Origin of the sequence: Roseateles saccharophilus (assembly GCF_004342485.1) — a bacterium.
In the GTDB taxonomy this organism is placed as follows: domain Bacteria; phylum Pseudomonadota; class Gammaproteobacteria; order Burkholderiales; family Burkholderiaceae_C; genus Pelomonas; species Pelomonas saccharophila.
Map to the genome: position 1 here is coordinate 76,198 of NZ_SMBU01000018.1, position 22,045 is coordinate 98,242.

Here is a 22,045-nt window from a genome sequence, read left to right on the forward strand (position 1 = left end):
CGGCGCTTCCCCGCGGGGATTCCAGGTCTTGCCGGCCCTCCTAAACTGGCCGCCGTGCAGTTGGGAGAACCGAGATGATGAAGCGATGCATGGCTGTGGCCCTGATGGCCCTGGCCTTGGGTGCGTCGGCGCAGACGCTGCGCTGGGCCGGTGCGGGGGACCCGCAGACCCTGGACCCGCACTCGCAGAACGAAAGCCTGACCAATGTCGTCAACGGCCAGATCTACGAGCGCCTGACCAACCGCGACGCCAGGCTGGCCCTGGTGCCCGGCCTGGCCAGCGACTGGAAGCAGACCGGCCCGCTGAGCTGGCGGTTCAAGCTGCGCCCGGGCGTGAAGTTCCACGACGGTACGCCGCTGACGGCGGACGACGTGGTCTTCTCGGTGCAGCGCGCCAAGGAGCCCAGCTCGCAGATCGCCAACTACGCCAACGCGGTGGGCACGCCCAGGCGCGTCGACGACCTGACGGTGGACTTCCAGCTCGCCACCTTCGACCCTGTCTTCCTGCAGCACATCGACCAGCTCTGGATCATGAGCCGCAAGTGGTGCGAGGCGCATCGCGCACTCAAGCCGCTGGACTTCAAGAACAAGGAGGAGGGCTTCGCGGCGCTGAACGCCAACGGCACCGGCCCCTTCATGCTGGTGAGCCGCCAGCCCGGCATCAAGACCGTGCTCAGGCGCAACCCGAACTGGTGGGGCAGGTTCCAGGGCAATGTGCAGGAGGTCGTCTTCACGCCCATCGCCAGCGACGCGACGCGCCTGGCCGCGCTGGTCTCGGGCGAGGTCGACTTCGTGCACGACCCCGCGCCGCGCGACGTCGCCCGGTTGCGCAACACGGCCGGCGTGAAGATCATCGACGGCCCGGAGAACCGCCTCGTCTTCATCGGCATGGACCAGGCGCGCGACCGGCTGCTCTACGCCAACGTGCCGGGCAACCGCAACCCCTTCAAGGATGTGCGCGTGCGCCGCGCCCTCTACCAGGCCATCGACATCGAGGCCCTGCGCAGCAAGCTGATGAGCGGCCTGTCCATCCCCACCGGCGGGCTGACGCCGTCCGGCAACGCGTCCTTCGACGACGCCGCGCTGCAATCGCGCCTGCCCTACGACCTGACCATGGCCCGCAAGCTGATGCAGGAGGCCGGCTTCGCCGACGGCTTCGAGGTGACGCTGGACTGCCCCAACAACCGCTACATCAACGACGAGCAGATCTGCGTGGCCCTGGCCGCGATGTGGGCGCAGCTCAAGGTCAGGGTCAAGGTCAACGCGATGCCGCGGGTGCTCTATTTCCCCAAGCTGGAGAAGCTGGACACCAGCCTCTACATGTACGGCTGGGGCGGCAGCGTGACCGATGCCGAGACGGCGCTGACGCCGCTTTACCGCAAGCGCGGCGACAAGGGCGTGGGCGACTACAACTTCGGCAATTTCCGCAACGACCGTGCGGACGCGCTGGCCGCGCAGAGCAGCGTCGAGCCCGACCCTGCCAAGCGCGAGACCGAGATCCGCGGCGCGCTGGCGGCGCTGCGCGAGCAGGTCAACGTGATCCCGCTGCACCGCCAGGTCATTCCCTGGGCCGCCCGGACCCAGGTGACGCCGGTGCACCGCCCGGACAACTGGCTCGAGCTCGCCTGGGTGCAGATCAATCGCTGATTCCGGCCGTTTAACGACCCACCGCCCGCGGCGGCGCGGGGCAGCCTGGTCAAGACCCAGATCTCGGACCTCAAGCTCACCACGCCCGAGCCGTTGGCCGATTCGGCCTTTGCCGCCAGCAAGGGCGGGCCGGACCTGCTCATCGAGAGCGTCCGCGTGGACCTGGCGCGCTCCAGCAGCAACGCGCGGGTGCGGCAGACCGGCAACAAGTTCCTCGCCGCGCCGACGGCCGAGGTCGTCGTCGAACTGCCCACGGCCCAGGCCGAGCTGGCGAAGATCAGCGGCATGCCGGCCAATGCCATCGCCTCCACGCTGAACGCCGACGGCACGGCCGAGACCCGCAACGCCTATCTGCGTGCCGACCCGGTGGTGTCGGGCCGGTGGCGCGACAGGTCGCGCAGCAGCCCTTCCGACGCCGGCGTGTCGTCGCGCGCGTTCTCGATGGACCGCAGCAGCGTGCCCGTCTGCAGTGCCTGCTTCACGTTGATCGGGAGCAGCAGGCCGTCGGCGTGCCGGAAAAGCGATCGGAGCCGGCGCGCCGCGCAAACCCGGGCGATCCGTGAGCTGTTTCGCGTTCACAGCCTGTATCAAGGCCGGCCGTCAACCACAGCGGCGCGCCGGCGTTCAAAGATTGCCGACGGCCGATGCCGATCGGCCCTTTGATGGAAGAAACGACCATGACCACGCTGACGCTCACCTTCAACGGCCCTCCCAGCCAGGCTCGCAAGGCACTCGGGGGGCTCCTGCAGCGCTTTCGCTCGGCCTATTTCGTGGAGCGCAGCAGCAATGAATACGCGGTGACGGCCGACGACGCGACCGCGGCCGAGCTGGCCCGCCAGCCCCTGTGGTCGACCCGGCTGCCGCAGCAGCGCTGAGCGGGCGCCGCGGCGCCTGCGCGTGGCGCCCGGCTAGAGCGGCTGGCGGTAGCGCTGGCCCTTGAAGCGCAGCACCAGCTCGTGCGGGCGGATCTGCTCCAGCATCAGCTCGGCGCCCAGCTTGGCGCCTTCGTGCTGTACCTCGCCGTTGACGATCAGGAAGCGGCTGGCCGGGTCGTCCGAATAGACCGAGCCGCTGATCGCCAGCTTGGGAATCTCGCGGCGCAGGCTCTCGGGCAGCTCGGCCAGCCGCGGGATGGGCGCTTCGGCCGCCGGCACGGGTGCAGGCGCCGAGGCGATGGCTGCTGGCACCGGGGCGGCGGCTAGCGCGCCCGGCGGTGGTGCAGGCGGCAGATAGGGCGAGCCCGAGGCCGCCGGCTGCGGCATCGGCACGCTGGCGAGCGCCGGCATGGCCGGTGGCGCGGTGGGCGCCGGCACAACAGCTGGCGCCGTGGTGATCCGGGCGGCTGGGGCCGGATTGGCGGGCACGGCGGCCTCGTGCTCGCCGCTCGCCCACCAGCTGCCGGCGGCTATGCCGGCCAGCAGCAGCAGGCCGCCGCCGGCCCAGGGCAGCCAGCGGCGCTGGCCGGCGGCCGGTGCGGCCTCGCCGCCGGACGGCGGCTGGGTGTGCAGGCCCGGCACCTGGCCGCGTTCACGTTCGCGGTCGGCTTCGGCCCGGCGCAGGGCATCGAGGATGTAGGACATGGCGGTTCGGTCGCTCGATTCTGGGTTCAGCGTGCCGCGTCCAGGCGCGGTTCGGCCACGTCGGCGGCCCGGTTGATCTGCATCAGCGTGATGGGTCCGAGGCGGCCGTCCGGCTGCAGGCCCTGGCTGGCCTGGAAGGCCTGGATCTGGCGGCTCAGCTCGGGCCAGCCCGGTGCTGCCGAGGCGGCGGAGCCCGGCACGGCCACGCCCTGGATACGTGCCAGTTGCTCAGCCAGCCAGCCGCGCAGCGGCGCGACGTTGTCGGCCCGGTTGGCGTAGCCCGGCGGCACGCGCCAGAAGGTGGCGAACTCGCCGCGCCAGGCGCCGGCCAGTTCGGGCAGCGCAACGCGGCGCGGCATGCCGTCCACCAGCAGCATGGCCTGCTGCCCGTCCAGCCCCACCAGCGCGGCCAGGGCCGGCGGCTGGCCGGGGCGGCGCAGCGTCAGCAGCACCGGGCGGTCGATCAGGCGGATCAGCGACAGGCTGCCGCTGCTGCTGCGGTAGCACTGCAGGCCCTGCTGAGCGGCCGCGGCGCAGGGCTCGGTCTGGGCCGGCAGCGGCAGGCCCCAGCGCTGGGCCAGTGCCGCCCAGGCGTCGCCGTCTCGCGGCGCCCAGTCGGCCAGATGCAGCGGCTCGGGGGGTGGCTTGGCGCCGCTCGCGGCCGAGACCGGCTGTGCAACTGCACGCGCGGCGGATGGCGCGGCGGAAGCCGCGCTGGCAGGGGAGGCCGCGGCGCTGGCCGCCGTAGCCGCTGCCGCCGCGCCGGCCTTGCCGCCACGCCCCAGCTGCGACTGCAGCCCCCAGGCCAGCCCCGCGCCGGCCACGGCCGCGGCCAGCACCACCAGGCCCGTGCCGAGCACATCCGGCCGGCGCCTGGGCGCTGAGGGTGCGGGCTGGGCGTCGAACACCTCGGCGGCGGCCCGGCGCACGATGGCCGGCGTGATCTGCGCCTGGCCGCCGGCATAGCCGCCCAGCAGTGCGCGGTCGCAGAGCAGGTTGATGCGCCGCGGCACGCCGCGCGTGAGCTGGTGGATCAGGCGCAGCGCCGTGCGGTCGAAGGGCAGGGCGCCACTGAGGCCGGCCACGTTCAGGCGGTGGCGGACGTATTGCGCCGTCTCGGCCTCCGACAGCGCACCCAGGTGGAAGCGCGCGATGACGCGCTGGGCCAGTTGCTCCAGCTCCGGCCGGGCCAGCATGCCGCGCAGCTCGGGCTGGCCGATCAGCACCACCTGCAGCAACTTGCGCTCCGAAGTCTCCAGGTTGGTCAGCAGGCGCAACTGTTCCAGCACGTCGGCCGAGAGGTTCTGGGCCTCGTCGATGATCAGCACGTTGTTGCGCCCGGCGGCGTGCTGGGCGAGCAGGAAGGCGTTCAGCGGGTCGACGTAGTCCTTCACCGTCTGCGCGCCGGCCGGCACCTGGACATGGAATTCGTCGCAGATGGCCTTCAGCAGCTCCGGGACGGTGAGCTTGGGGTTGAAGATGTAGGCGACGTTGCAGTTCGCCGGGATCTGCTCCAGGAAGCAGCGGCAGACGGTGGTCTTGCCGGCCCCGATCTCGCCGGTGAGCAGCACGAAGCCGCCGCCGCCGTCCAGCCCGTACAACAGGTGGGCCAGCGCCTCGCGATGGCGCTCGCTCATGAACAGGTAATGCGGGTCCGGCGCGATCGAGAACGGCGCTTGTTTCAAGCCGAAGAAGGACGCGTACATGGGGCGGCAGGATAGCCGCGCAGCGCGCCGCCCGCTTCGGCAGCCGCGCGGCCTGCATTGCCGGCAGTGCCGTGCCCGCGGCGTCGAAGGGCGTCACGCGATCAGCTGGTGGTCGGCGAGCAATGCGGCGAACAGGGCGAACAGGTAGATGATCGAGAACCTGAAGGTCGGCATGCCCCAGCGGTCGTCGCGCCTCAGCCGCCAGGCGTGGCCGATGAAGCGCAGGCCGAGCAGTGGCGCGGCGGCGAAGTAGAGCGGCCCGCTCATGCCGATGGCGACCGGCAACAGGCTGATCGGCAGCAGGGCCAGCGTGTAGGCGAGCACGCGGCCTGCCGTGAAGCGCACGCCATGCGTGACCGGCAGCATGGGCACGTCGGCCCGGGCGTAGTCGTCGCGGCGGTGGATGGCCAGCGCCCAGAAGTGCGGCGGCGTCCAGATGAAGATGATGAGGAACAGCAGCAGCGCGCCGGCGTCGATCCGGCCCGTGACCGCGACCCAGCCGAGCAGCGGTGGCGCCGCGCCGGCAGCCCCGCCGATGACGATGTTCTGCGGCGTCGCATGCTTCAGGAACAGGCTGTAGACGACCGCGTAGCCGAGCAGCGAGGCCAGGGTCAGCAGCGCGCAGAGCGGGTTGGTGAAGGCCAGCAGCAGCGCCATGCCGGCCGCGCCCAGCGCGGCGGCGAACAGCGCGACGTCGCGCCGCCCGAGCGCGCCGCGCGGCAGCGGCCGGCCGCGCGTGCGCGCCATCAGCGCGTCGAGCCGGCGGTCGACGAGGTGGTTGATCGCCGCCGCGGCGCCGGCCACCAGCGCGATGCCCAGCGTGCCGAACAGCATCGTTTGCCATGGTGGCGGCGAGTGCGACGACAGCAGCATGCCGACGACGACCGTGAAGGCCATCAGCGCGACGACGCGCGGCTTGGTCAACTCCAGGTAGTCACGCCACCGCGCCCGGGCCACCGGCAGCGGTTTGGCGAGTTCGGCGGTGGCCACGGCTCATCCATCACTTGAAGAACAGCAGCCGGCTGAGCAGCGTGTGGTTGGCCTCGGACGCCATCAGCCCGACCAGCACCAGCAGCGCCAGCGGCGGCAGCAGGATGGCGCAGATCAGCGCCAGCCTCTCCCAGGCCATGTGCATGAAGACGGCGACGATGAAGCCGGCCTTCAGCAGCATCAGCATGACGATCAGGCTCCAGCGCGTCATGCCCTGGAGGTGGAAGTAGTCGACCAGATAGGACAGGGTGCTGAGCACGAACAGCAGCAGCCAGACCTTGAGGTAGAGGCTGACCGGATGCTGCTGCTGTTGTTGGGGCGTTCCCGGAGCGTTCATACGGCACCTCACCAGAGATAGAAGACCGCGAAGATGAAGACCCAGACCAGATCGACGAAGTGCCAGTAGAGGCCGGCGATCTCGACGATCTGGTAGTTGCCGCGCTGTTCGTAGAAGCCGCGCAGCAGCCTCGTCGCGACGACGCTGAGATAGATGACGCCGGCCGAGACGTGCAGGCCGTGGAAGCCCGTGATCATGAAGAAGCTGGAGCCGAACTGGGCCGCGCCCATCGGGTTGCCCCAGGGCCTCACGCCCTCCTGGACGATCAGCTTGGTCCATTCGAAGGCCTGCATGGACACGAAGGCGACGCCGAAGGCGGCCGTCGCGAACATCAGCAGCGCGGCCTTGCGGCGGTTGCGCTGGTAGGCGAAGTTCACGGCCATGGCCATGGTGCCGCTGCTGCTGATCAGCACGAAGGTCATGATGGCGATCAGCAGCAGCGGCAGGTCGGCCCCGCCGACATGCAGCGAGAAGACCTCGCTCGGGTTGGGCCAGGGCACGGTGGTGGAGGCGCGCACCGTCATGTAGCCGGTCAGGAAGCTGCCGAAGATGAAGGTGTCGCTGAGCAGGAAGATCCACATCATCAACTTGCCCCAGGCGACATGGAAGGCGCGCTGGTCGGACGACCAGTCGGCCACCAGGCCGCGCAGGCCGATGAGGGGAACGGGTGACGTGGGGGCTTCGGGGACGGCGCTCATGGCTGGGTCCTCGTCAGCGGGTGCCGCAGATCCGGCCGGCGACCTCGGGGTCGATGAGGCCGAGGGCGGTGAACAGCACCACCCAGACCAGCAGCAGGAAGTGCCAGTAGCGCGCGCACAGCGCAATGCGCCAGGGCGCCTGCCCGGGCGAGCGCAGCACCCAGGCCCAGGCCGCGAGCCCTCCCGCTACATGCAGCGCATGCAGGGCTGTCAGCAGGTAGAAGAAGCTGCCGGCCGGGTTGCCGGTGAAGGACACCCTGGCGCCCAGCAGGGCCTGCCAGGCCCAGGCCTGCGTGGCGACGAAGGCCAGCGTGCAGGCGCCGCCGGCCAGCAGCGGCGCCCGCGGCGCCTGGCCTCCCTGCGCGCGCCATGCCGCCTGCTGCAGCAGCACGCTGCCAGCCAGCAGCCAGCCGGTGCTGAGCCAGAGCTGCCAGGGCAGGCCGATGGCGACCGCGTCGCTGGCGCTCAGCCGCATCACGTAGGCGACGCCGAACAGCGAGAACAGCGCCGTCGCGACGCCCATGAAGACCCACAGGGCGACGCTCTGCGCCGCGCCCGGCCGCTGGCGGCGCTGCATGGCGGCGGATGGCGCCGGCCCTTGCATGTCCGCCCGTGTCAACGTGCCGGTGTTGTTCATGCCGGCGCCCCCTTCGACGCGGTGCGCGGCGCACCGGGCGCTGCCTCGGGCTCCAGGCCCCCGGCTTCCGGCGGTGCGTTCTGCGCGATGAAGTCTTCGGCCGCGCCGGGCACGCTGTAGGCATAGGCCCAGCGGTGCACGACCGGCAGCTGCGGTCCCCAGTTGCCGTGCGCCGGCGGGGTCCGCGGCGTGAACCATTCCAGCGACGCGGCGCGCCACGGGTTGGGTTCGGCCCGGCGGCCGCGGAAGACGCTCCACACCAGGTTGAAGACGAACACCAGCTGCGCCACGCCGACGACCAGTGCGACGACGGTGATGAAGGCGTTGAGCTGGTGCGCCGATTGCGGGATGAACTGGTAGCCGTCGAAGTTGTAGTAGCGCCGTGGCATGCCGAGGATGCCGAGATAGTGCATCGGGAAATAGATGAGGTAGGTGCCGAGGAAGGTGACCCAGAAGTGCAGTCGGCCGAGCCTGTCGTCGAGCATGCGGCCGCTGATCTTGGGGAACCAGTGGTAGATGGCACCGAACACCACCAGCAGCGGCGCCACGCCCATGACCATGTGAAAGTGGGCGACGACGAAGTAGGTGCCCGACAGCGGAATGTCGACGCTGACGTTGCCGAGGAAGAGCCCGGTCAGCCCGCCGGAGAGGAAGGTCAACAGGAAGGCCAGCGTGAACAGCATCGGTACCGACAGGTGTATGTCGCCGCGCCACAGCGTCAGCACCCAGTTGTAGACCTTGATGGCGGTGGGCACCGCGATGATCAGCGTGCTGGTCGCGAAGAAGAAGCCGAACCACGGGTTCATGCCGCTGACGAACATGTGGTGGGCCCAGACGACAAAGCTCAGCGCGCCGATGATGACGATGGCCCACACCATCATGCGGTAGCCGAAGATGGCCTTGCGCGCGTGTACGCTGATGAGGTCGGACACGATGCCGAAGGCCGGCAGCGCGACGATGTAGACCTCGGGGTGGCCGAAGAACCAGAACAGGTGCTGGAACAGCAGCGGGCTGCCGCCCTTGTAGCCGGTGAGCTGCCCCATCGACACCAGGGCCGGCATGAAGAAGCTGGTGCCCAGGGTCTTGTCCAGCAGCAGCATGACGCCGCTGACGAAGAGCGCCGGGAAAGCCAGCAGCGCCAGCACCGTGGCCGTGAAGATGCCCCATACGGACAGCGGCATGCGCAGCAGCGTCATGCCCTCGCAGCGTGCCTGCAGCACCGTGGTGACGTAGTTGAGGCCGCCCATCGTCGTCGCGACGATGAAGATCAGCAGCGACACCAGCATCAGGATGATGCCCCAGTCATGGCCGGGCGTGCCGGGCAGGATGGACTGCGGCGGGTACAGCGTCCAGCCGGCGCCGGTGGGGCCGCCGGGCACGAAGAAGCTCGCCATCAGCACGACCACCGACAGCAGGTAGACCCAGAAGCTCAGCATGTTCATGTACGGGAACACCATGTCCCGCGCGCCGACCATCAGCGGGATCAGGTAGTTGCCGAAGCCGCCGAGGAAGAGTGCCGTCAGCAGGTAGATCACCATGATCATCCCGTGCATCGTGACGAACTGGTAGTAGCGCTCGGGCGTGATGAAGGCGAAGTGGCCGGGGAAGCCGATCTGCAGCCGCATCAGGTTGGACAGCAGCACGCCCACGAGGCCGACCACGATGGCGGTGCTCGCGTACTGGACGGCGATCACCTTGTGGTCCTGGCTCCAGACGTATCGGGTGAGGAAGGTCGTCGGCGCGTGCTCTTCGGCGGCATGGTCGCTCATGGCTTGCCTCCGTCAGTGGGCCGCCTGGGCCTGGATATAGGCCACCAGCGCGTCGAGCTCGTCGTCCTTGATGTCGAGCTTGGGCATCAGTGGCTGGAAGCCCTTGACCGTCCTCGACTGCGGCTCGCGGATCTTGTGCCTCAGCGCCGCCACGTCCATCAGCACCGTCGAGCCGTCGGCGAAGGTCTCCGTCCTGCCGAACAGCCCCTTCCAGCTCGGGCCGACGATGGTGCTGCCGTCGATCGAATGGCAGCCGACGCAGCCCTTGCTCTGCGCCAGCCCCTTGCCCCGGGCCACCAGGTCGCCGGCGGCGACCCCGGCCGTGGCGGCCGGCGCGAGCATCGCCGCGAACGTCGGCTGCGCACCCAGCCAGGCCTTGAAGGCCTCCTCGTCCTCGACGACCACGGTGCCGCGCATGTTCGGGTGGCCGATGCCGCAGAGCTGCGCGCACATCGCCTCGAAGCGCCCGGCCACCGTCGGCGTGAACCAGAAGCCGCTGACCTGGCCGGGCACGATGTTCATGCGCGCGCGCATCGGCGGCACGAAGAAATCGTGCAGCACGTCGTTGGAGCGCGCCAGCACCCTGACCGGCCGGTTCAGCGGCAGATGCACCTCGTTGCCGGTGACCACGACATTGGCGCGCGCAGCAGCGTCGTCGGGATCGAGGCCGAGCGGGTTGGCGCCGCTGACGAAACGGGCGTCGCTGGCGCCGAGCTTGTCCGCCGCGCCGACGAAGCGGAAGCGCCATTGCCATTGCTGGCCGACCACCTCCAGCAGCAGCGCATCGGGGGGCGGGTTGACGTAGCTCGCGTAGACCACCAGCCCCGGCGTCAGCAGCGCGGCGATGCCGAGTGCCGTGACGCCGATCAGCCAGCGCTCGAGGCGTTTGTTCTCAGGCTGGTAGGCAGCGCGCCGGCCCTCGCGATGGCGAAAGCGCAGCAGGCAGTAGGCGACGAACAGGTTGATGACGACGAAGAAGATGCCCGTGATGACGAGGGTGATCGTCAGCGTTTCGTCCATCTGTCGCCAGTTCGACGCCAGCGCCGTGGTCCACCAGGGGGTGAGGGCATGGAACAGCAGCGAGCCACCGACGATGGCGAGCAGGGCGATGACCATCCACATGAGCGGCTGCGCCTCGCGTTGGTTGGGTCACTCGGCGTGGGCGCTCTCCTAGGCTGCCACAGGCCTGCGGTTCAGCCTGCGATAGACCTCCGCGGCGCAAACGCCGAACGCGAGCTGCCCCAGGAAGGTGGCCTCGCCACGCATCTCCTGGAACCACGGGAACAGCGCGGCCAGCACATAGAAGTTCACGAAATAGACGACGACGCCGAACACGTAGCCGATGACCTGCGTCATTGCGAGGCTGCCCTCGCAGCGCAGGCCGGCGATGGCGATGCCGATGACGAGGCCGGAGAAGACGCCCAGCGTGTAGTGGATCAGCAGCGCCGCGGCGACGACGCCGAGGTCGAGGCCCGACGAATGCAGCGCCTGCTGGCCCAGCAGCAGCGCGGCGATCTTGTGCGACGTGGCCCAGGGGTCGCCGTTGCCGAACACCAGTGGCCAGCACAGATCCAGCACCATCAGCACGGCGCCAGCCGCCAGGCCGGCCACGGCCGCAGCCGACCAGTCGGGCGTGCGCCACGACACGTGGCGGGATTGCAGTTGGAGTTCCATGGCTGCCTCCTTCTCGCTGATGCCTGGCCGCCGCCCTCAAGGCGCGCGGTGCGAAACCTGCCGCAGGTGCCCGATGCCTCGGGCCCACGCCGCATCGATGTCAACGTGTTGGTCGTGGGTCGGGCGCCGCGCCTGCTCGGCGTCGGTGCGTGCAGACAACAAAACCTCCCCGCCGCTGCGCACACTTTCGATGCCCGGCGACAGCTCATTGAGGAGATGGCCCATCACAGCCTCCTGCCGCCCACATGAGTGAGACAAGATGTTGTTGCTGGGTTTTATACGCCTCGCCCCTGGGGGGCGCAACGATTCCACGGGGAGTGTGGGAATACGCGTCCCGGCAAAACGCTGGACTGATCAACGATCAACATCGTTGCAGCCCCTCTCTTTTATGTGACCAAGTCTGCTAAAACCGCCCCCGCACACCCACTGCCCACGACACACCGCTGGTCTGCCTGCTGACGCGGTCGTTCAGCGTCAGCACATAAAGGTCGATCTGGCTGTCGTAGGCATAGATGTAGCCGGCGGCAACGCTGGTCTGCTTGCGGTCGATGGCGACGCCCGTGGCATGGGCCTGGCCCATCTGCAACACGACCGAGCCGGGGCCGACGATCCACGACAGGCCGGCCGACGCTGCCCAGCTGTTCACGCCAAGGCCCGGGTCGTGCGTACGCAGCCACGTTGCGAACAGCTGGGCAGGGCCGAGGTTGTAGTTCAGGCCCAGCTGCCAGGCGGTCTCGTCCGTGGGGTCGTCGTAGCCGTTGTTGATGTGCACATGCTGTGCGGTCAGTGCCGCCGCCAGCAGGCCGTGTGACACGACCACGTTGGCGGAGTTCAGGTCGCCGTGGTTGGAGCGCTCGCCGCGCGAGGAGATCAGGTTGAACGTCGTGCCGTCGAAGTTGGGCGAGGTGTAGCCGACGGCGGAGTCCCAGTAGAAATCGCCCTGCACGCCGATCAGGTTGCCGTTGCCGAAGGCCTGGCGCAGCGCCGGCGAGAAGGCGATTGAATTGCCGAGAGCATTGAACCGGGCGGTGGCGTCGAACAGCAGGGTCTGCAGGCGCCCGACGCGCAGCCGGCCGTAGGGCGAGTTGAGGAAGACGAAGGCGTTGCGCGACAGCAGCGGGTCGCTGTCCTTGCGGCCAGTCTTGAAGTCCTGGAAGCGCAGGAAGGTCTCGACGGTGGCGCCGGGCGTCCAGCCGCCATCGAGGCCATAGCTGGCGGTGGCGCCGACGAAGGAGGCCGACAGCGAATTGCTGTTGAAGCGGTACTTGCGGTAGAAGCCGCTCGGCTCGAAGCGCCCATAGGAGAAATCGAGCACCGCCTGGTAGCTGTAGTCGAGCTGGGCCTGGACCGTGCCGGCGGCGCACAGCAACGCCAGCGGCATTAGCGCGGCGGCGCAGCGGCGCAGGCCGATCGGAAGTCTTGCTGTAGCTGTGCTCATCTCGTTCTTTCTCAGCCGGTTGCGAAAGAAGGCGTCAGGGGCGCCAGGCCGCCGGCCCACATCGCATCCAGGCCCAGCAGCCAGGCGGCGTTCATCGCCCCATGCAGGGCCACGCAAGGCCCGAGGCGCGGCCGGCGGCGCCAGCATTCGCCGAGCAGCAGGCTGGGAAGCAGCACAGCCATGCCGTGGGCCGGCCCGGCGACGAGGCCATGCGCCAGCCCGAACAGCGTCGACGTGACCAGGTTGGCGGCATGGCCGGAGCGCATCAACGGCGTCAGCTCGGCCTGGACGCCGGCGCGGAAAACGATCTCCTCCAGCAGAGGTGCCAGGCCCACGACGACGAACAGACGCCAAGTGCCCATGCCGGCGAAGGCGAGCACCGGACCCACCGCCAGGCCGGCGCACGACAGAAGCAGCCAGGGCAAGACCCGGCGTTGCGGACGAAATGCAAGTGCAATCAAGGGCGCTGCTCCCTGCGGTTTGCAGCGCCTGCACCAGCCCCGCGCCGCGACCGCCATTGCCTGAGCAGGAGCACGCCCGCCGCGGCCAGCGCCAGCAGCAGCAGCATGGGGTCGAAGACCGTGCGGCCGGAAGCGAGGCTGCAGCCGCCGCCGGACACCTCGGCCGGAGGCTGGCCCAGGCCGCTGAGCGCCACATCGGGCACCATCTGTGCCGAGTTGCTGGCGATGTGCACCGTGCCGCTGGCCGTGCCCGCGGCGGCCGGAGCATAGCCCAGCACCAGCTTGCACTGCAGGCCGGGCGCCAGGTCGAAGGGTGGCTCGGCGCAGTCCTTGGAGAGCAGTTGGTAGGGCGTGCTGACGGTGATCGCCGTCACGTGCAGCAGGCTGGAGCCCTGGCTCTGCAGCACCAGCTCCTGCGGCAGCGAGGCGGCGCCGACGCGCACGCTGCCGAAGTCCAGCGCGCCGCTCGACAGCGCCAGCTGCGCCGCCACGCCGGCCAGGCCCGTGCCCTGCAGCACCACCGGCGTCGGCGCGCTGCCGCTGCTGGACCATTGCAGCGTGGCCCGGCGGCTGCCCGAAGCCGTGGGTACGAATTGGACGCTCACGGTGCAGGAGGCGCCCTGGACCACGGTCTGGTTGAGCTGGCAGCCCTGCAGGTTCAGCACGAAGTTGACCGCGTCGACGCCGGTGACGTTGACCAGCGTCAGCGTGGCGTCGCCGGGGCCCATGTTCTGGATCGTCAGCGTCTGCGGCGCGGATGGCGAGCCGGCCGAGACATTGCCGAAGTCCAGCGACGCAGCGCTCCAGACGAACACCGGCGCCGTGTAGGTGACGCCGCTGCCGTCCAGCGCCACCACCAGCGGCGAGCCGGCGGCATTGCTGGTGATGGTCACGCTGCCGCTGTCGGCCTGGCCGGCCGTTGTCGGGCGGTACTGGATGCGCAATTGGCACTGAGCGCCGGCCGCGATCGACGGAGCGCAGCTGTCGGTGGTGGAGAACCCCGCGCCGGTGACCTGCACTGCGCTGATCAGCAGCGCGGCCGTGCCGGTGTTCGCAATGGTCAGCAGTTGCGGCTGGTAGCTGCCGCCGACGGTGCGGTTGCCGAAGTGGATGGGCGTCGGCGAGACGATGCTGAGCAAGGGGGCGGGGACCGCAATGCCCTTGCCGGCGAGCGTGACCACCGGCGTGGCGTTGGGCAGGCTGGCCGGCATGTTGTTGGCGATGGTGAGCTTGGCACTGCGTGTGCCAAGCTGCGACGGCGTGAACTGGATAGTGATCGTGCAGCTGTCGCCCTTGGCCAGCGAGCTGTCGACCGCGCAGGCGCCCGTGCCGGCGGCCAGCGCGTAGTCGGCGGCCGCGACGTCGCTGAGCGTCAGCCCGGTGATCAGCAGTGCCGCCGTGGCCGACGGGCCGTTCGTGACCGTGATGGGCTGCAGCGTAGTGGTGCTGCCGAGATAGGTGTCGGCGATGGCCGGCATCGCGTCGCTGATCTGGATGCTGGGGCTGGGCGCCGGGTTGGCTATGCCGTTTAGATGCAGCGTAGCTGGACTTCCGGCGGCATCGTAGGTGACGATCAGCGTCCCGTAGCGCTGCTCCGGCATGTTCGGCTGCGGTGCCGGCGCGGCGGGGGTGAAGGTGATTACCAGCGAGCAAGGTTGTTTGACTGGCTGCAATTCCGTGGTCGACGTACAACCGTTGCCCGGGGCGAAGCTGTATTGGGGGTCGGTGAAAGCCAAGCCGGTGAGGTGCAAGAAGGCCGAGCCGGCCAGCGCAGTGTTGGAAATGGTGGTCGCCTTGGTGTCGCTACCACCGACCTCAGCCGCAAAGGTCAGCGGATCTTGCATCAAGAACTGCGCGGCGCCGGGGGCGATCACGGCGTGGGTGACCGTCAATGAATTGCCGCTGCCAGCCACGAGCGTCAAATTGTTGGACGGGCTGAATGTCGGTGTGTGCGACAGCGTGTAGTTGGCGCTCAGGGCTTCCCCGCCAATCGAGGTCTCGCTGGCCATGCAGGTCTCGCCCGCCAGCAGGTTGTTGACCGTCGCGGCCGCGCCCGTGGCGAGGTTCGCATTGACGGTGCCGCTGAGGCTGCAGACGAGCTGGACACCCAGCGACGGTGCGGTGGTGACGTGGTTGGGCGTGTTGTTCGAGTAGGCCAGCGAGATCTGCACGGACGCTGAAGGCGTGATCAGCGTGTTCGTCAGCGTCAACGGGATGGTGGCGGAGTTCAGGCTGACCGTCTGGGAAGGGGTGTAGCTGAATACGCCGAAGGTGTAGCCGCCCGAAGGCTGCGTGGCGCCCGCGCCGATGCTGCCGGTGACCGTACAGCTGTCGCCCTGGGCGAGGTTGCCCACATCGAAGGAAGCGTTGGCCGCGAAGCTGCTCTGGATGTCCGCGCTGCGCTGGGTGCAGTGCACGACGAAGGCGATGGGCGTCGTTGGGCTGGCGTGTGCGGGGGTGTTGTTGGCAAAGCCCGCCGTGAGATGCAATACCGCCGCAGTTGGTCCATGTATCGCATTGTTCACGGCGATCGAATTCGTCGCGCCTGCGCCCAGCGTGAAGGGCTGATTTTGCGAGAACGTCGCCTCGCCCTTGTTGCCGAAGCGGTAGCCCCACGACAAGGCGCCTCCGGCGGGATCGGCCTCCTCGCTGATGCTGCAGCTCTCGCCGGCCAACAGGCCGTTCACCACGGCGCTGCTCTGCCCAGCTGCGATGCTGAAAGGCACCGCGCCGGTGGTAGAGCATGTTGCCTTCAGCGACAAGGCCGGTGATTGGGTGACAGCCTGCGGATAGCCAGAAATGACCGGGTCGTTGTTGTAGTAGCCGGTGCTGACAGCGATGCTTGCCGAGGGCACTGTCGTACGGAAATAGGCAGCCAAATTTCCCAATACGGTGCTATCGGCATTGGCGGTACCCATGGCGCCGCCGGACGGGTCGCTGGGAGGCTGCCCGATAGCGGCGGTGATGGCGCTGCTGAGGCCGCTGGACGTGACAAGGCTCAGGCGGCCTGTCAGCGCGACTGCGCTGCCGCCAGGCTGGTGGTGGCAGCTATAGCAGTGATTGCTGAAGTAGGTGCTGCCGGCGCCGGCATCGTTCTGCGCCAGCGCCGCAGCAGTCAAGAACATCTGGCACAGCGCCGCCAGCCATGCCCACGGGTGCATCAGGCTTGGCCGCCGGAGAGCATGCAATGGAATTCGCTTCATCGACAGCCTCTCAAGCACACCGTCGCCCGCTGCGCGCCACACGGCTTTCATACGCAGTCCACCACTTTGAACTCCACCCGCCGATCCAGCGCGTCGCGCTGGTCATCGGTGCCCAGGCCCACCAGCGCCTCGCGCGAACCGGCGCCGGCCACTTTCAGCCGCGCGCCGAGCGAGCGGTTGCGGGTGGTGAGGGCCTGCGCGATCGCCTCCGCGCGGCGCAGCGACAGCCTTTCGTTGGCGCTTGCGCTGCCGGTGCGGCTGGTGTGGCCGGTCACGCGCACGCAGACCGGCGCCTTGCCGGCCTCGTCGGCGATGGCGCCCAGCCACATCTGGTACTGGGTGCCCAGGTCGCCGATGTCGTTGAACAACACGGTACCGGGCTTGAACAGCAGCTTGACCGGCAGGCGCCTGGCCTCCAGGCCGGAATCGACCAGGTGCGAGAAGGCCTCCTTGGCCTCGTCGCGATGGCCGAGCTGCCAGGAGGTCAGATACAGGCCGTTGAGCAGCCGCAGGTCGCCCGGGTCGGTGAGGCCGCGCGCCTCTTTGTAGAGCTTGTTGGCTTCGGGCACCTTGCCGTCGTTGTAGGCCAGCATGGCCTCGTTCAGGACGGCCGCGCCGGGCAGGCGCTGCAGGTAGTCGGGGTCGGCCGCGTCGCCGATCCTGGTGTTGACCTGGCAGGAGTTGATGTAGCCCGCCACGGTCTTGTCGCGGTGCCAGCTGGGGCTGTCCCGGAAGTAGCGCAGCGGTTCCGGGTCGACGGAAGCGACGGTGGCGCGGTCCAGTTGCTTGGCGACGACGCGCTGGGTCCGCAGGTCGATCATCGTCAGCCAGACGCGGAAGGCGTCGGGCTGCTTGTCGATGGAGCGCTCGACGGTCACGGGTGTCAGCGTGCCGATCAGCAGCAGAGGGCGCGATTCCAGCGTCGCGCGCGTCAGCGGCTTCAGTGTCCAGCCCGGATGCCCCTGCTTCAGCAGCGCCTGCAGCTTCTCGCCCATGCGTACGGTGCTGACGGTCTGCGCGCCGGTGTTGGCGTCGATCAGCGGGTCGATGACCACGGTGCGTGCCTCGTCGCCGACCTGGGCCTGGGCGTCGGCCAGCAGTTGGCTGCCGGCCCGCTCGACCGAGGCCTCGAACGGAATCGGGTCGGGCGCAACGAAGGTTCGCTCCGGGCCGCGCGGCGTGACGGCGGCACGAGCTGCGGCAGGCGCGGCTGGTGCCGCTGCTGCGGTTGGCGCGGCCGGTGCGTCGGTGGCCACCAGTAGCGGCGCCGGCTGAGTCTGCGCGCCGACAGGAGTCGATGGCGGGTTGACGCAGGCCGACAGCAGCGCGGCTAAGGTCCATGCGGCCAGGCGGCCCCTGCTTGCATTGGTCACGGCGGTGCTCCCTTGTCTTCGTCTTCAGCGTTTCGGATAGGCCGGGTCGGGGGCGGGATCCGAGCAGCCCATGAAGGCCTGCATCAAGGTGGCCAGGGCGGGGTCGGCCACCAGCTTGTCGTGCAGGTGGTCGCGTGAGATCAGTGCGTTGGGCATGCTGGCGTTGATCGCCACGTCCTCGCTGCCGCCGCAGAGCTTGGGTGATCCGCTGAAGCCCAGCAGGCGCGGGAATGTTGCACCGGCCTCCTTGCCGTCCCAGTCGAAGTTGTCGCGCATCGCCGCATGGCAGGTGCGGCATGACGTGGCGACCACGTTCAGGTAGAACTTCGACGCGTCGGCCTGGGTCGCGTTGATGCCGCGGCTGGCCGGGTCGAAACCGGCCCAGGCGGGGGGCAGGTATTGCTTGTCGACGTTGGTTCCGTCCTTGGCATACCAGCCGGCGATCAGGTTCTGCGTGGAGGTGCTTGGCGCGGTGGCCAGCACCAGCATGTTCAGCTGCTTGATGGCCGCGGCCTGCGCGGCCTCGTCGAGGCCGGCGTGCGAGGAGAACAGGTAGTTGTTGGTGTCGAAGGGCAGGAAGTTGGCGCCGAGATAGGGTGTGGCATTGCCCTTCTCGGGGAAGCGGCCGGCGTACTGGCTGCCGCCGTGGCAGGCCACGCAGGTACCGGGCATGTATTTCTCGCCGCGCTGGTCGAGGTTGATCGAGGCCAGCAGGCTGCCGTCCGGGGCGAAGGTGAAGAACTTCGTGAAGGGCTTGCCGCCGTTGCGTCCGGGCACGCTGCTGTATTCCATCGCGACGCAGGCGACGCGGTTGTCGTCCGCCAGGCCGGTGTCGATGCGTGCATCGACCTCGGCCTGGGTTTGGCCGTCCGGTCCCGGGTGGTTGCAGACGTTGAAGGCCAGATGGTCGGCGGCCAGCTGCGTGGCGCTCATGCGGCGCACCAGGTTCAGGTCGCGCTGGTTGATGTAGGTGGCGCTGGCGACGGCGTTGCTGCCCGCGTATTTGCCGAGCTGGTTGGCGCGCAGCCAGTCGTCCAGCGTGATGGCCCCCTGCATATTGCCCTGTGCATCGCAGTCCTTTACCGCGCCCAGCCCCTTGTAGTAGTTGCAGGCACTGAGCTTGGTGTCCAGGCCCTTGTAGCTGAGGAACTGCGTCGCGCCGGGCAGCGCGTTGGACGCCTGGCCGGGAAGCGCCGAGATCATGCGGCCGCGCAGGCTCCCGTCCGGCCCGACGGCCACCATCTTCTGGATCACCGGTCGCTTGTTCGGGATCACGATGGACAGCTCGATAGTCCCCGCGCTGCCCAGGAAGCCGCCCGCCGGCGCGGTCAGGTTCTGGCTGACCTGGTAGCCTTCGCAGCTGAGCTTGAGTTGGAACTGCGTGCCGCTGACGGGCACCGAGGCGGCGATGAAGTAGTCGCCATAGCGGTTCACATGGACGGTCTCGCTGGCCGGCGTGCCGTCGGCCTGCTGCAACTGGACCGTGGCGGACGTGGCCACGTCGAAGAAGCCGTTCTCCGTCGTGCAGACGCTGCCATCGGCCAGGCCGACATGGCCGAACAGATGCAGATTGCGTTGCGCGGCCACGGCGGCGGGAATTTGCAGGCCTTGCGAGCTCTCGGAGTAGCTGTCGTTGGCCGGGTCCAGGCTGGCGGGGCAGCCTGACAGCGCCACGCCCTGCGCGTCGCTGCAGGTCAGCTGATAGGTCTTGCCGCTGGGCAGGCGGGGCAGCACGATCTCGCCACCCAGGTCGGTGCGGCCGGCGAAGACCTGTGTGCCGCCATCCATGACCTGCACGGTCACGTCGGGCAGGTAAATCCGGCGCCGCAGCGCCGGCCCGCTGCCGGCGGCGAAGTCGGTTGCCTCGGCCTGGTAGAGGCGCAGCCGGATCGAGGCGCCGTCGAACTCGTCGGCGGCGGCCACGGCTGGCGGGCTGTAGCTGGCGGGCGAGGCGGCTGGCTGAGGGTTGTCGACGGTGTCGGAGCTGACGGCGTACTGCTGCTCGGCGTGGCCGCCGCGGCCGTCCGACACCATGACGTAGGCGAAATGCAGGCCGGGGCCTGGCGGCAGGGTCCAGACGGTGCTGCTGCTGTTGCGGTTCTCGATCGTGCCGCCGGTCACGCGCCATTGGTAGCTGAGCGTGTCGCCATCGTCGTCCGACGCCTGGACCTGCAGGCTCGTCTGCTGGGGGCCGCTGTCCTGCAGAGTGCCGGTGGAGCCGCCATGCCCACCGCCGCAGGACGACGCCAGCGCGGCCACCACGAGTGCCCCCGCCACCGACCACACGCCCCTGCAAGGTTGAAGCATCGTCCGCATACCGTTCGCCCCTGACCAGGATCGTTCGAAACCGCAGCGCTGGACAGGCCTTCAAGGCTTGGCGTTGCGCGCGACTCTTGGGTTGGCGGAACGATCTTGCGTGCAGCCCCTGGGTGCCGGCATCACCAAGATTGACGAAGGGTAAACCTGCACTCAAGCGCAGGTTTTCACCGAGAGCGCCCGGCGCGGCTGCTCGGAAAAGCAGGAAGAGGGCCTGTCAGCGGCAGCCGAGCGTCTTCACGCGTTCGAGCAGTTCGGGGCTCGATTCGCCAAGCGACAGGCGCTGCAGCACGTTGGCGCACTCCGCGGCGTGCTCTGCCACGGGAGAAGGGGAGGGCCTGGCCACGGCCCGCGGCTTGGGGGCCACCGGGGCCGGTGCGGGGGCCACCGCCGTGCGAGGCGGGGGAAGGGGCTCGGGCGCCGGGGTGGGTGCCACCGATGGGGGCGGGCCGGCAACCGGCGCCGGCGCGGCCACAAGCGGCTTTTCTTCGGCCGGAACCTCCTGCTTCGCCGGCAGCGGTTTGGCGCTCGTCGGGGCCGGTGGGCGGGCCAGCCACCAGCCGCCGGCAGCGAGCGCCGCTGCAATCGCAGCGCCGCCGATCACCAGGCGGGTCTTCAGCGAACCCGCGGCAGTGCTTCCGGTTTGCACGGTTGCCGGCGTGCTGGTCGGCTGCCGTGTCGCCGTCGCGGCGGGCTCGCGCGCGACGGCCGGCGGCCTGATGATCGTGATCTCGTCGTCCTCTGCGAGCAGCTGCGTGGTGGGCATCGCCGATGCGGGCGCCAGCAGGCCAAGATCTGCGAGGAAAGCCTGGATCGATGGCGTTCGCCGGTCGGGCAGCACCGTCAGCGCGCGGTCCGTCGCGGCGAGGAAGCGTTCGCTGTACCGGCCGGCTGCCGCCGTCGTGAGAGGTACATAGGTGTCGTTGAGCACGCGCCCGACCGACGGTGGCGGCGTCTTGCTGGTGATGAGCCAGTGCACCACTGCGGCAAGCGCATAGACATCGGTCCAGGGGCCCTGCTTCATGCCCGGGATCTCGTCGTACTGCTCGATCGGCGCGTAGCCGGGCTTGAGGATGACGGTCAGCGCCTGTGTCATGCCGCCCACCACGCGGCGTGCCGCGCCGAAGTCGAGCAGCAGGGGCTGGCCGGTTTCGGCGAGCAGGAGCACGTTGTCCGGCGCGATGTCCCGGTGATAGCACTGGGCTTCGTGGATGACCTGGAGCGCCTCGGCGAGTGGGCGCAGCAAGCCGCCGATCCAGGCCTCGTCGGGTGGCCCGGGCATCTGCCTCACGGTGTCGCGCACCGTGCTGCCCTGGTAGAAGGGCATCACCATGTAGGCGGTGCCGTTGGCCTCCCAGAAGCGGTACACCTTCACGAGCGAGCGATGCTCGAACTGGGCCAGCAGCTTGGCTTCGTTGATGAAGCTTTTCAGCCCTGCATCGAAGGTGTCGCGCAGGCGCTCGGAGCGGGGGCCGACCTGGGTTTTTCCACCGCGCACCGCGATCGATGCCGGCATGTATTCCTTCAGCGCAACCTTGCGGTCCAGGGAATGATCCCAAGCCAGGTAGACCACTGAAAACCCGCCTTCGCCGATGCGGTGGGTGATCTCGAATTCACCCAGGCGCGTCCCGACAGGCAGCGAATGATCGTCGTGTTCAGCCGCTGATGACGGAGAAACGGGGCCGGTCGCCATGGTCGCTACATCCTCGCCAATGGCTTGTCCGGTCTCGTCGGGCGTTTCACCGGTGCCGTCGCGGAATTGGCGTGAGGTGCGCGGCCGGCGCGCAACCCCTGCCGCTCCTGAGCGAACCCGGCTTCATGCTCAGCCTGGAGATTGGGCGGGACGCAGATGCGCACTGTGTGGCGGAAGCGGTGAGATTCGAACTCACGGAAGGCTCACACCTTCGGCGGTTTTCAAGAGCATTGTGCCAAAAAATCACACGTTAAATCAATGACATAGCCTACCAGATCGCAACTTTGCAAATTCTTTGCAAAACTGTCCCTGCTTTTACTCGGCAGAGGCGCGATGAACAATTTGGTCGACAAGCACGACATAGAAGACGGCTTCTACGTCTATCTCCAGGCTAACAGCAAAGTCTGGCTCGCGCGATTCAAGATCGCGTGTTGGCGGCGGTCAGGAAACGCTCTTATTCGGCGGTGAGACGGCGGTTTTGGCCATGACCAGGCACTACGGCGCTCCCCAGGTCAGTATTCGAT

19 protein-coding genes are annotated in these 22,045 nt (G+C 68.8%); 3 read left to right on the forward strand and 16 right to left on the reverse strand.

Annotation, left to right across the window (positions count from 1 at the left end):
* Positions 1-74 precede the first annotated feature (74 nt).
* The 3 genes from EV671_RS15555 to EV671_RS15565 all read left to right on the forward strand — a co-directional run bounded on the left by EV671_RS15555 (position 75) and on the right by EV671_RS15565 (position 2,521).
* Positions 75-1,646: an ABC transporter substrate-binding protein gene (locus tag EV671_RS15555; RefSeq protein WP_243655752.1), complete on the forward strand. Its 1,572-nt coding sequence runs from the start codon at positions 75-77 to the stop codon at positions 1,644-1,646.
* Positions 1,647-1,739: 93 nt separating this feature from the next.
* Positions 1,740-2,309 carry a hypothetical protein gene (locus tag EV671_RS15560; protein ID WP_132573326.1) on the forward strand — a complete coding sequence of 190 codons (570 nt, stop codon included), beginning with the start codon at positions 1,740-1,742 and terminating at the stop codon, positions 2,307-2,309.
* A gap of 14 nt (positions 2,310-2,323) precedes the next feature.
* The gene (locus EV671_RS15565) at positions 2,324-2,521 is read left to right on the forward strand and encodes a hypothetical protein (RefSeq protein WP_132573328.1); all 198 of its coding nucleotides are present in this window, start codon (positions 2,324-2,326) and stop codon (positions 2,519-2,521) included.
* Between the two features lie 33 nt (positions 2,522-2,554).
* Here the strand turns inward: EV671_RS15565 and EV671_RS15570 are convergent, their stop codons facing one another.
* From EV671_RS15570 to EV671_RS27780, 16 genes are all read right to left on the reverse strand, one after another.
* On the reverse strand, positions 2,555-3,226 hold the full coding sequence (locus EV671_RS15570) for a general secretion pathway protein GspB (RefSeq protein WP_132573330.1): 672 nt from the start codon (positions 3,224-3,226) through the stop codon (positions 2,555-2,557).
* A gap of 26 nt (positions 3,227-3,252) precedes the next feature.
* Positions 3,253-4,932 (reverse strand): ExeA family protein, encoded by a 1,680-nt coding sequence (locus tag EV671_RS15575; RefSeq protein ID WP_132573331.1) that lies wholly within the window; start codon positions 4,930-4,932, stop codon positions 3,253-3,255.
* Between the two features lie 93 nt (positions 4,933-5,025).
* Complete coding sequence (gene cyoE, locus EV671_RS15580) at positions 5,026-5,922, reverse strand: heme o synthase (protein WP_415840486.1); 897 nt, start codon at positions 5,920-5,922, stop codon at positions 5,026-5,028.
* Between the two features lie 10 nt (positions 5,923-5,932).
* Positions 5,933-6,259, reverse strand: coding sequence for a cytochrome C oxidase subunit IV family protein (locus EV671_RS15585; RefSeq protein WP_132573332.1), 327 nt, complete (start codon positions 6,257-6,259; stop codon positions 5,933-5,935).
* Between the two features lie 8 nt (positions 6,260-6,267).
* Entirely contained in the window at positions 6,268-6,957 is a 690-nt protein-coding gene (locus tag EV671_RS15590; RefSeq protein WP_132573333.1) for a heme-copper oxidase subunit III family protein, read from the reverse strand.
* Between the two features lie 13 nt (positions 6,958-6,970).
* Entirely contained in the window at positions 6,971-7,594 is a 624-nt protein-coding gene (locus EV671_RS15595) for a cytochrome c oxidase subunit 3 family protein (protein WP_243655753.1), read from the reverse strand.
* Positions 7,591-9,363 carry a cytochrome c oxidase subunit I gene (locus EV671_RS15600; protein ID WP_132573334.1) on the reverse strand — a complete coding sequence of 591 codons (1,773 nt, stop codon included), beginning with the start codon at positions 9,361-9,363 and terminating at the stop codon, positions 7,591-7,593. Before EV671_RS15600 ends, EV671_RS15595 begins: the two co-directional genes overlap by 4 nt.
* Before the next feature lie 12 nt (positions 9,364-9,375).
* Positions 9,376-10,485, reverse strand: coding sequence for a cytochrome c oxidase subunit II (locus EV671_RS15605; RefSeq protein WP_132573336.1), 1,110 nt, complete (start codon positions 10,483-10,485; stop codon positions 9,376-9,378).
* A 48-nt stretch (positions 10,486-10,533) separates the two neighbouring features.
* Positions 10,534-11,037, reverse strand: a complete 504-nt coding sequence (locus EV671_RS15610) for a hypothetical protein (RefSeq protein WP_132573338.1) — start codon at positions 11,035-11,037, stop codon at positions 10,534-10,536.
* A gap of 36 nt (positions 11,038-11,073) precedes the next feature.
* Entirely contained in the window at positions 11,074-11,262 is a 189-nt protein-coding gene (locus EV671_RS15615) for a hypothetical protein (RefSeq protein ID WP_132573340.1), read from the reverse strand.
* A gap of 178 nt (positions 11,263-11,440) precedes the next feature.
* Entirely contained in the window at positions 11,441-12,475 is a 1,035-nt protein-coding gene (locus tag EV671_RS15620; RefSeq protein WP_165917588.1) for a porin, read from the reverse strand.
* Between the two features lie 11 nt (positions 12,476-12,486).
* Positions 12,487-12,900: a JDVT-CTERM system glutamic-type intramembrane protease MrtJ gene (gene mrtJ, locus EV671_RS15625; RefSeq protein WP_165917589.1), complete on the reverse strand. Its 414-nt coding sequence runs from the start codon at positions 12,898-12,900 to the stop codon at positions 12,487-12,489.
* A gap of 32 nt (positions 12,901-12,932) precedes the next feature.
* Positions 12,933-16,061 carry a choice-of-anchor D domain-containing protein gene (locus EV671_RS15630; protein ID WP_165917590.1) on the reverse strand — a complete coding sequence of 1,043 codons (3,129 nt, stop codon included), beginning with the start codon at positions 16,059-16,061 and terminating at the stop codon, positions 12,933-12,935.
* 125 nt (positions 16,062-16,186) lie between these two features.
* Positions 16,187-17,512, reverse strand: coding sequence for an OmpA family protein (locus tag EV671_RS15635; protein WP_132573349.1), 1,326 nt, complete (start codon positions 17,510-17,512; stop codon positions 16,187-16,189).
* Between the two features lie 24 nt (positions 17,513-17,536).
* Complete coding sequence (locus EV671_RS15640; RefSeq protein ID WP_132573351.1) at positions 17,537-19,819, reverse strand: hypothetical protein; 2,283 nt, start codon at positions 19,817-19,819, stop codon at positions 17,537-17,539.
* A gap of 226 nt (positions 19,820-20,045) precedes the next feature.
* Positions 20,046-21,521, reverse strand: coding sequence for a serine/threonine protein kinase (locus EV671_RS27780; protein WP_132573353.1), 1,476 nt, complete (start codon positions 21,519-21,521; stop codon positions 20,046-20,048).
* Positions 21,522-22,045 lie beyond the last annotated feature (524 nt).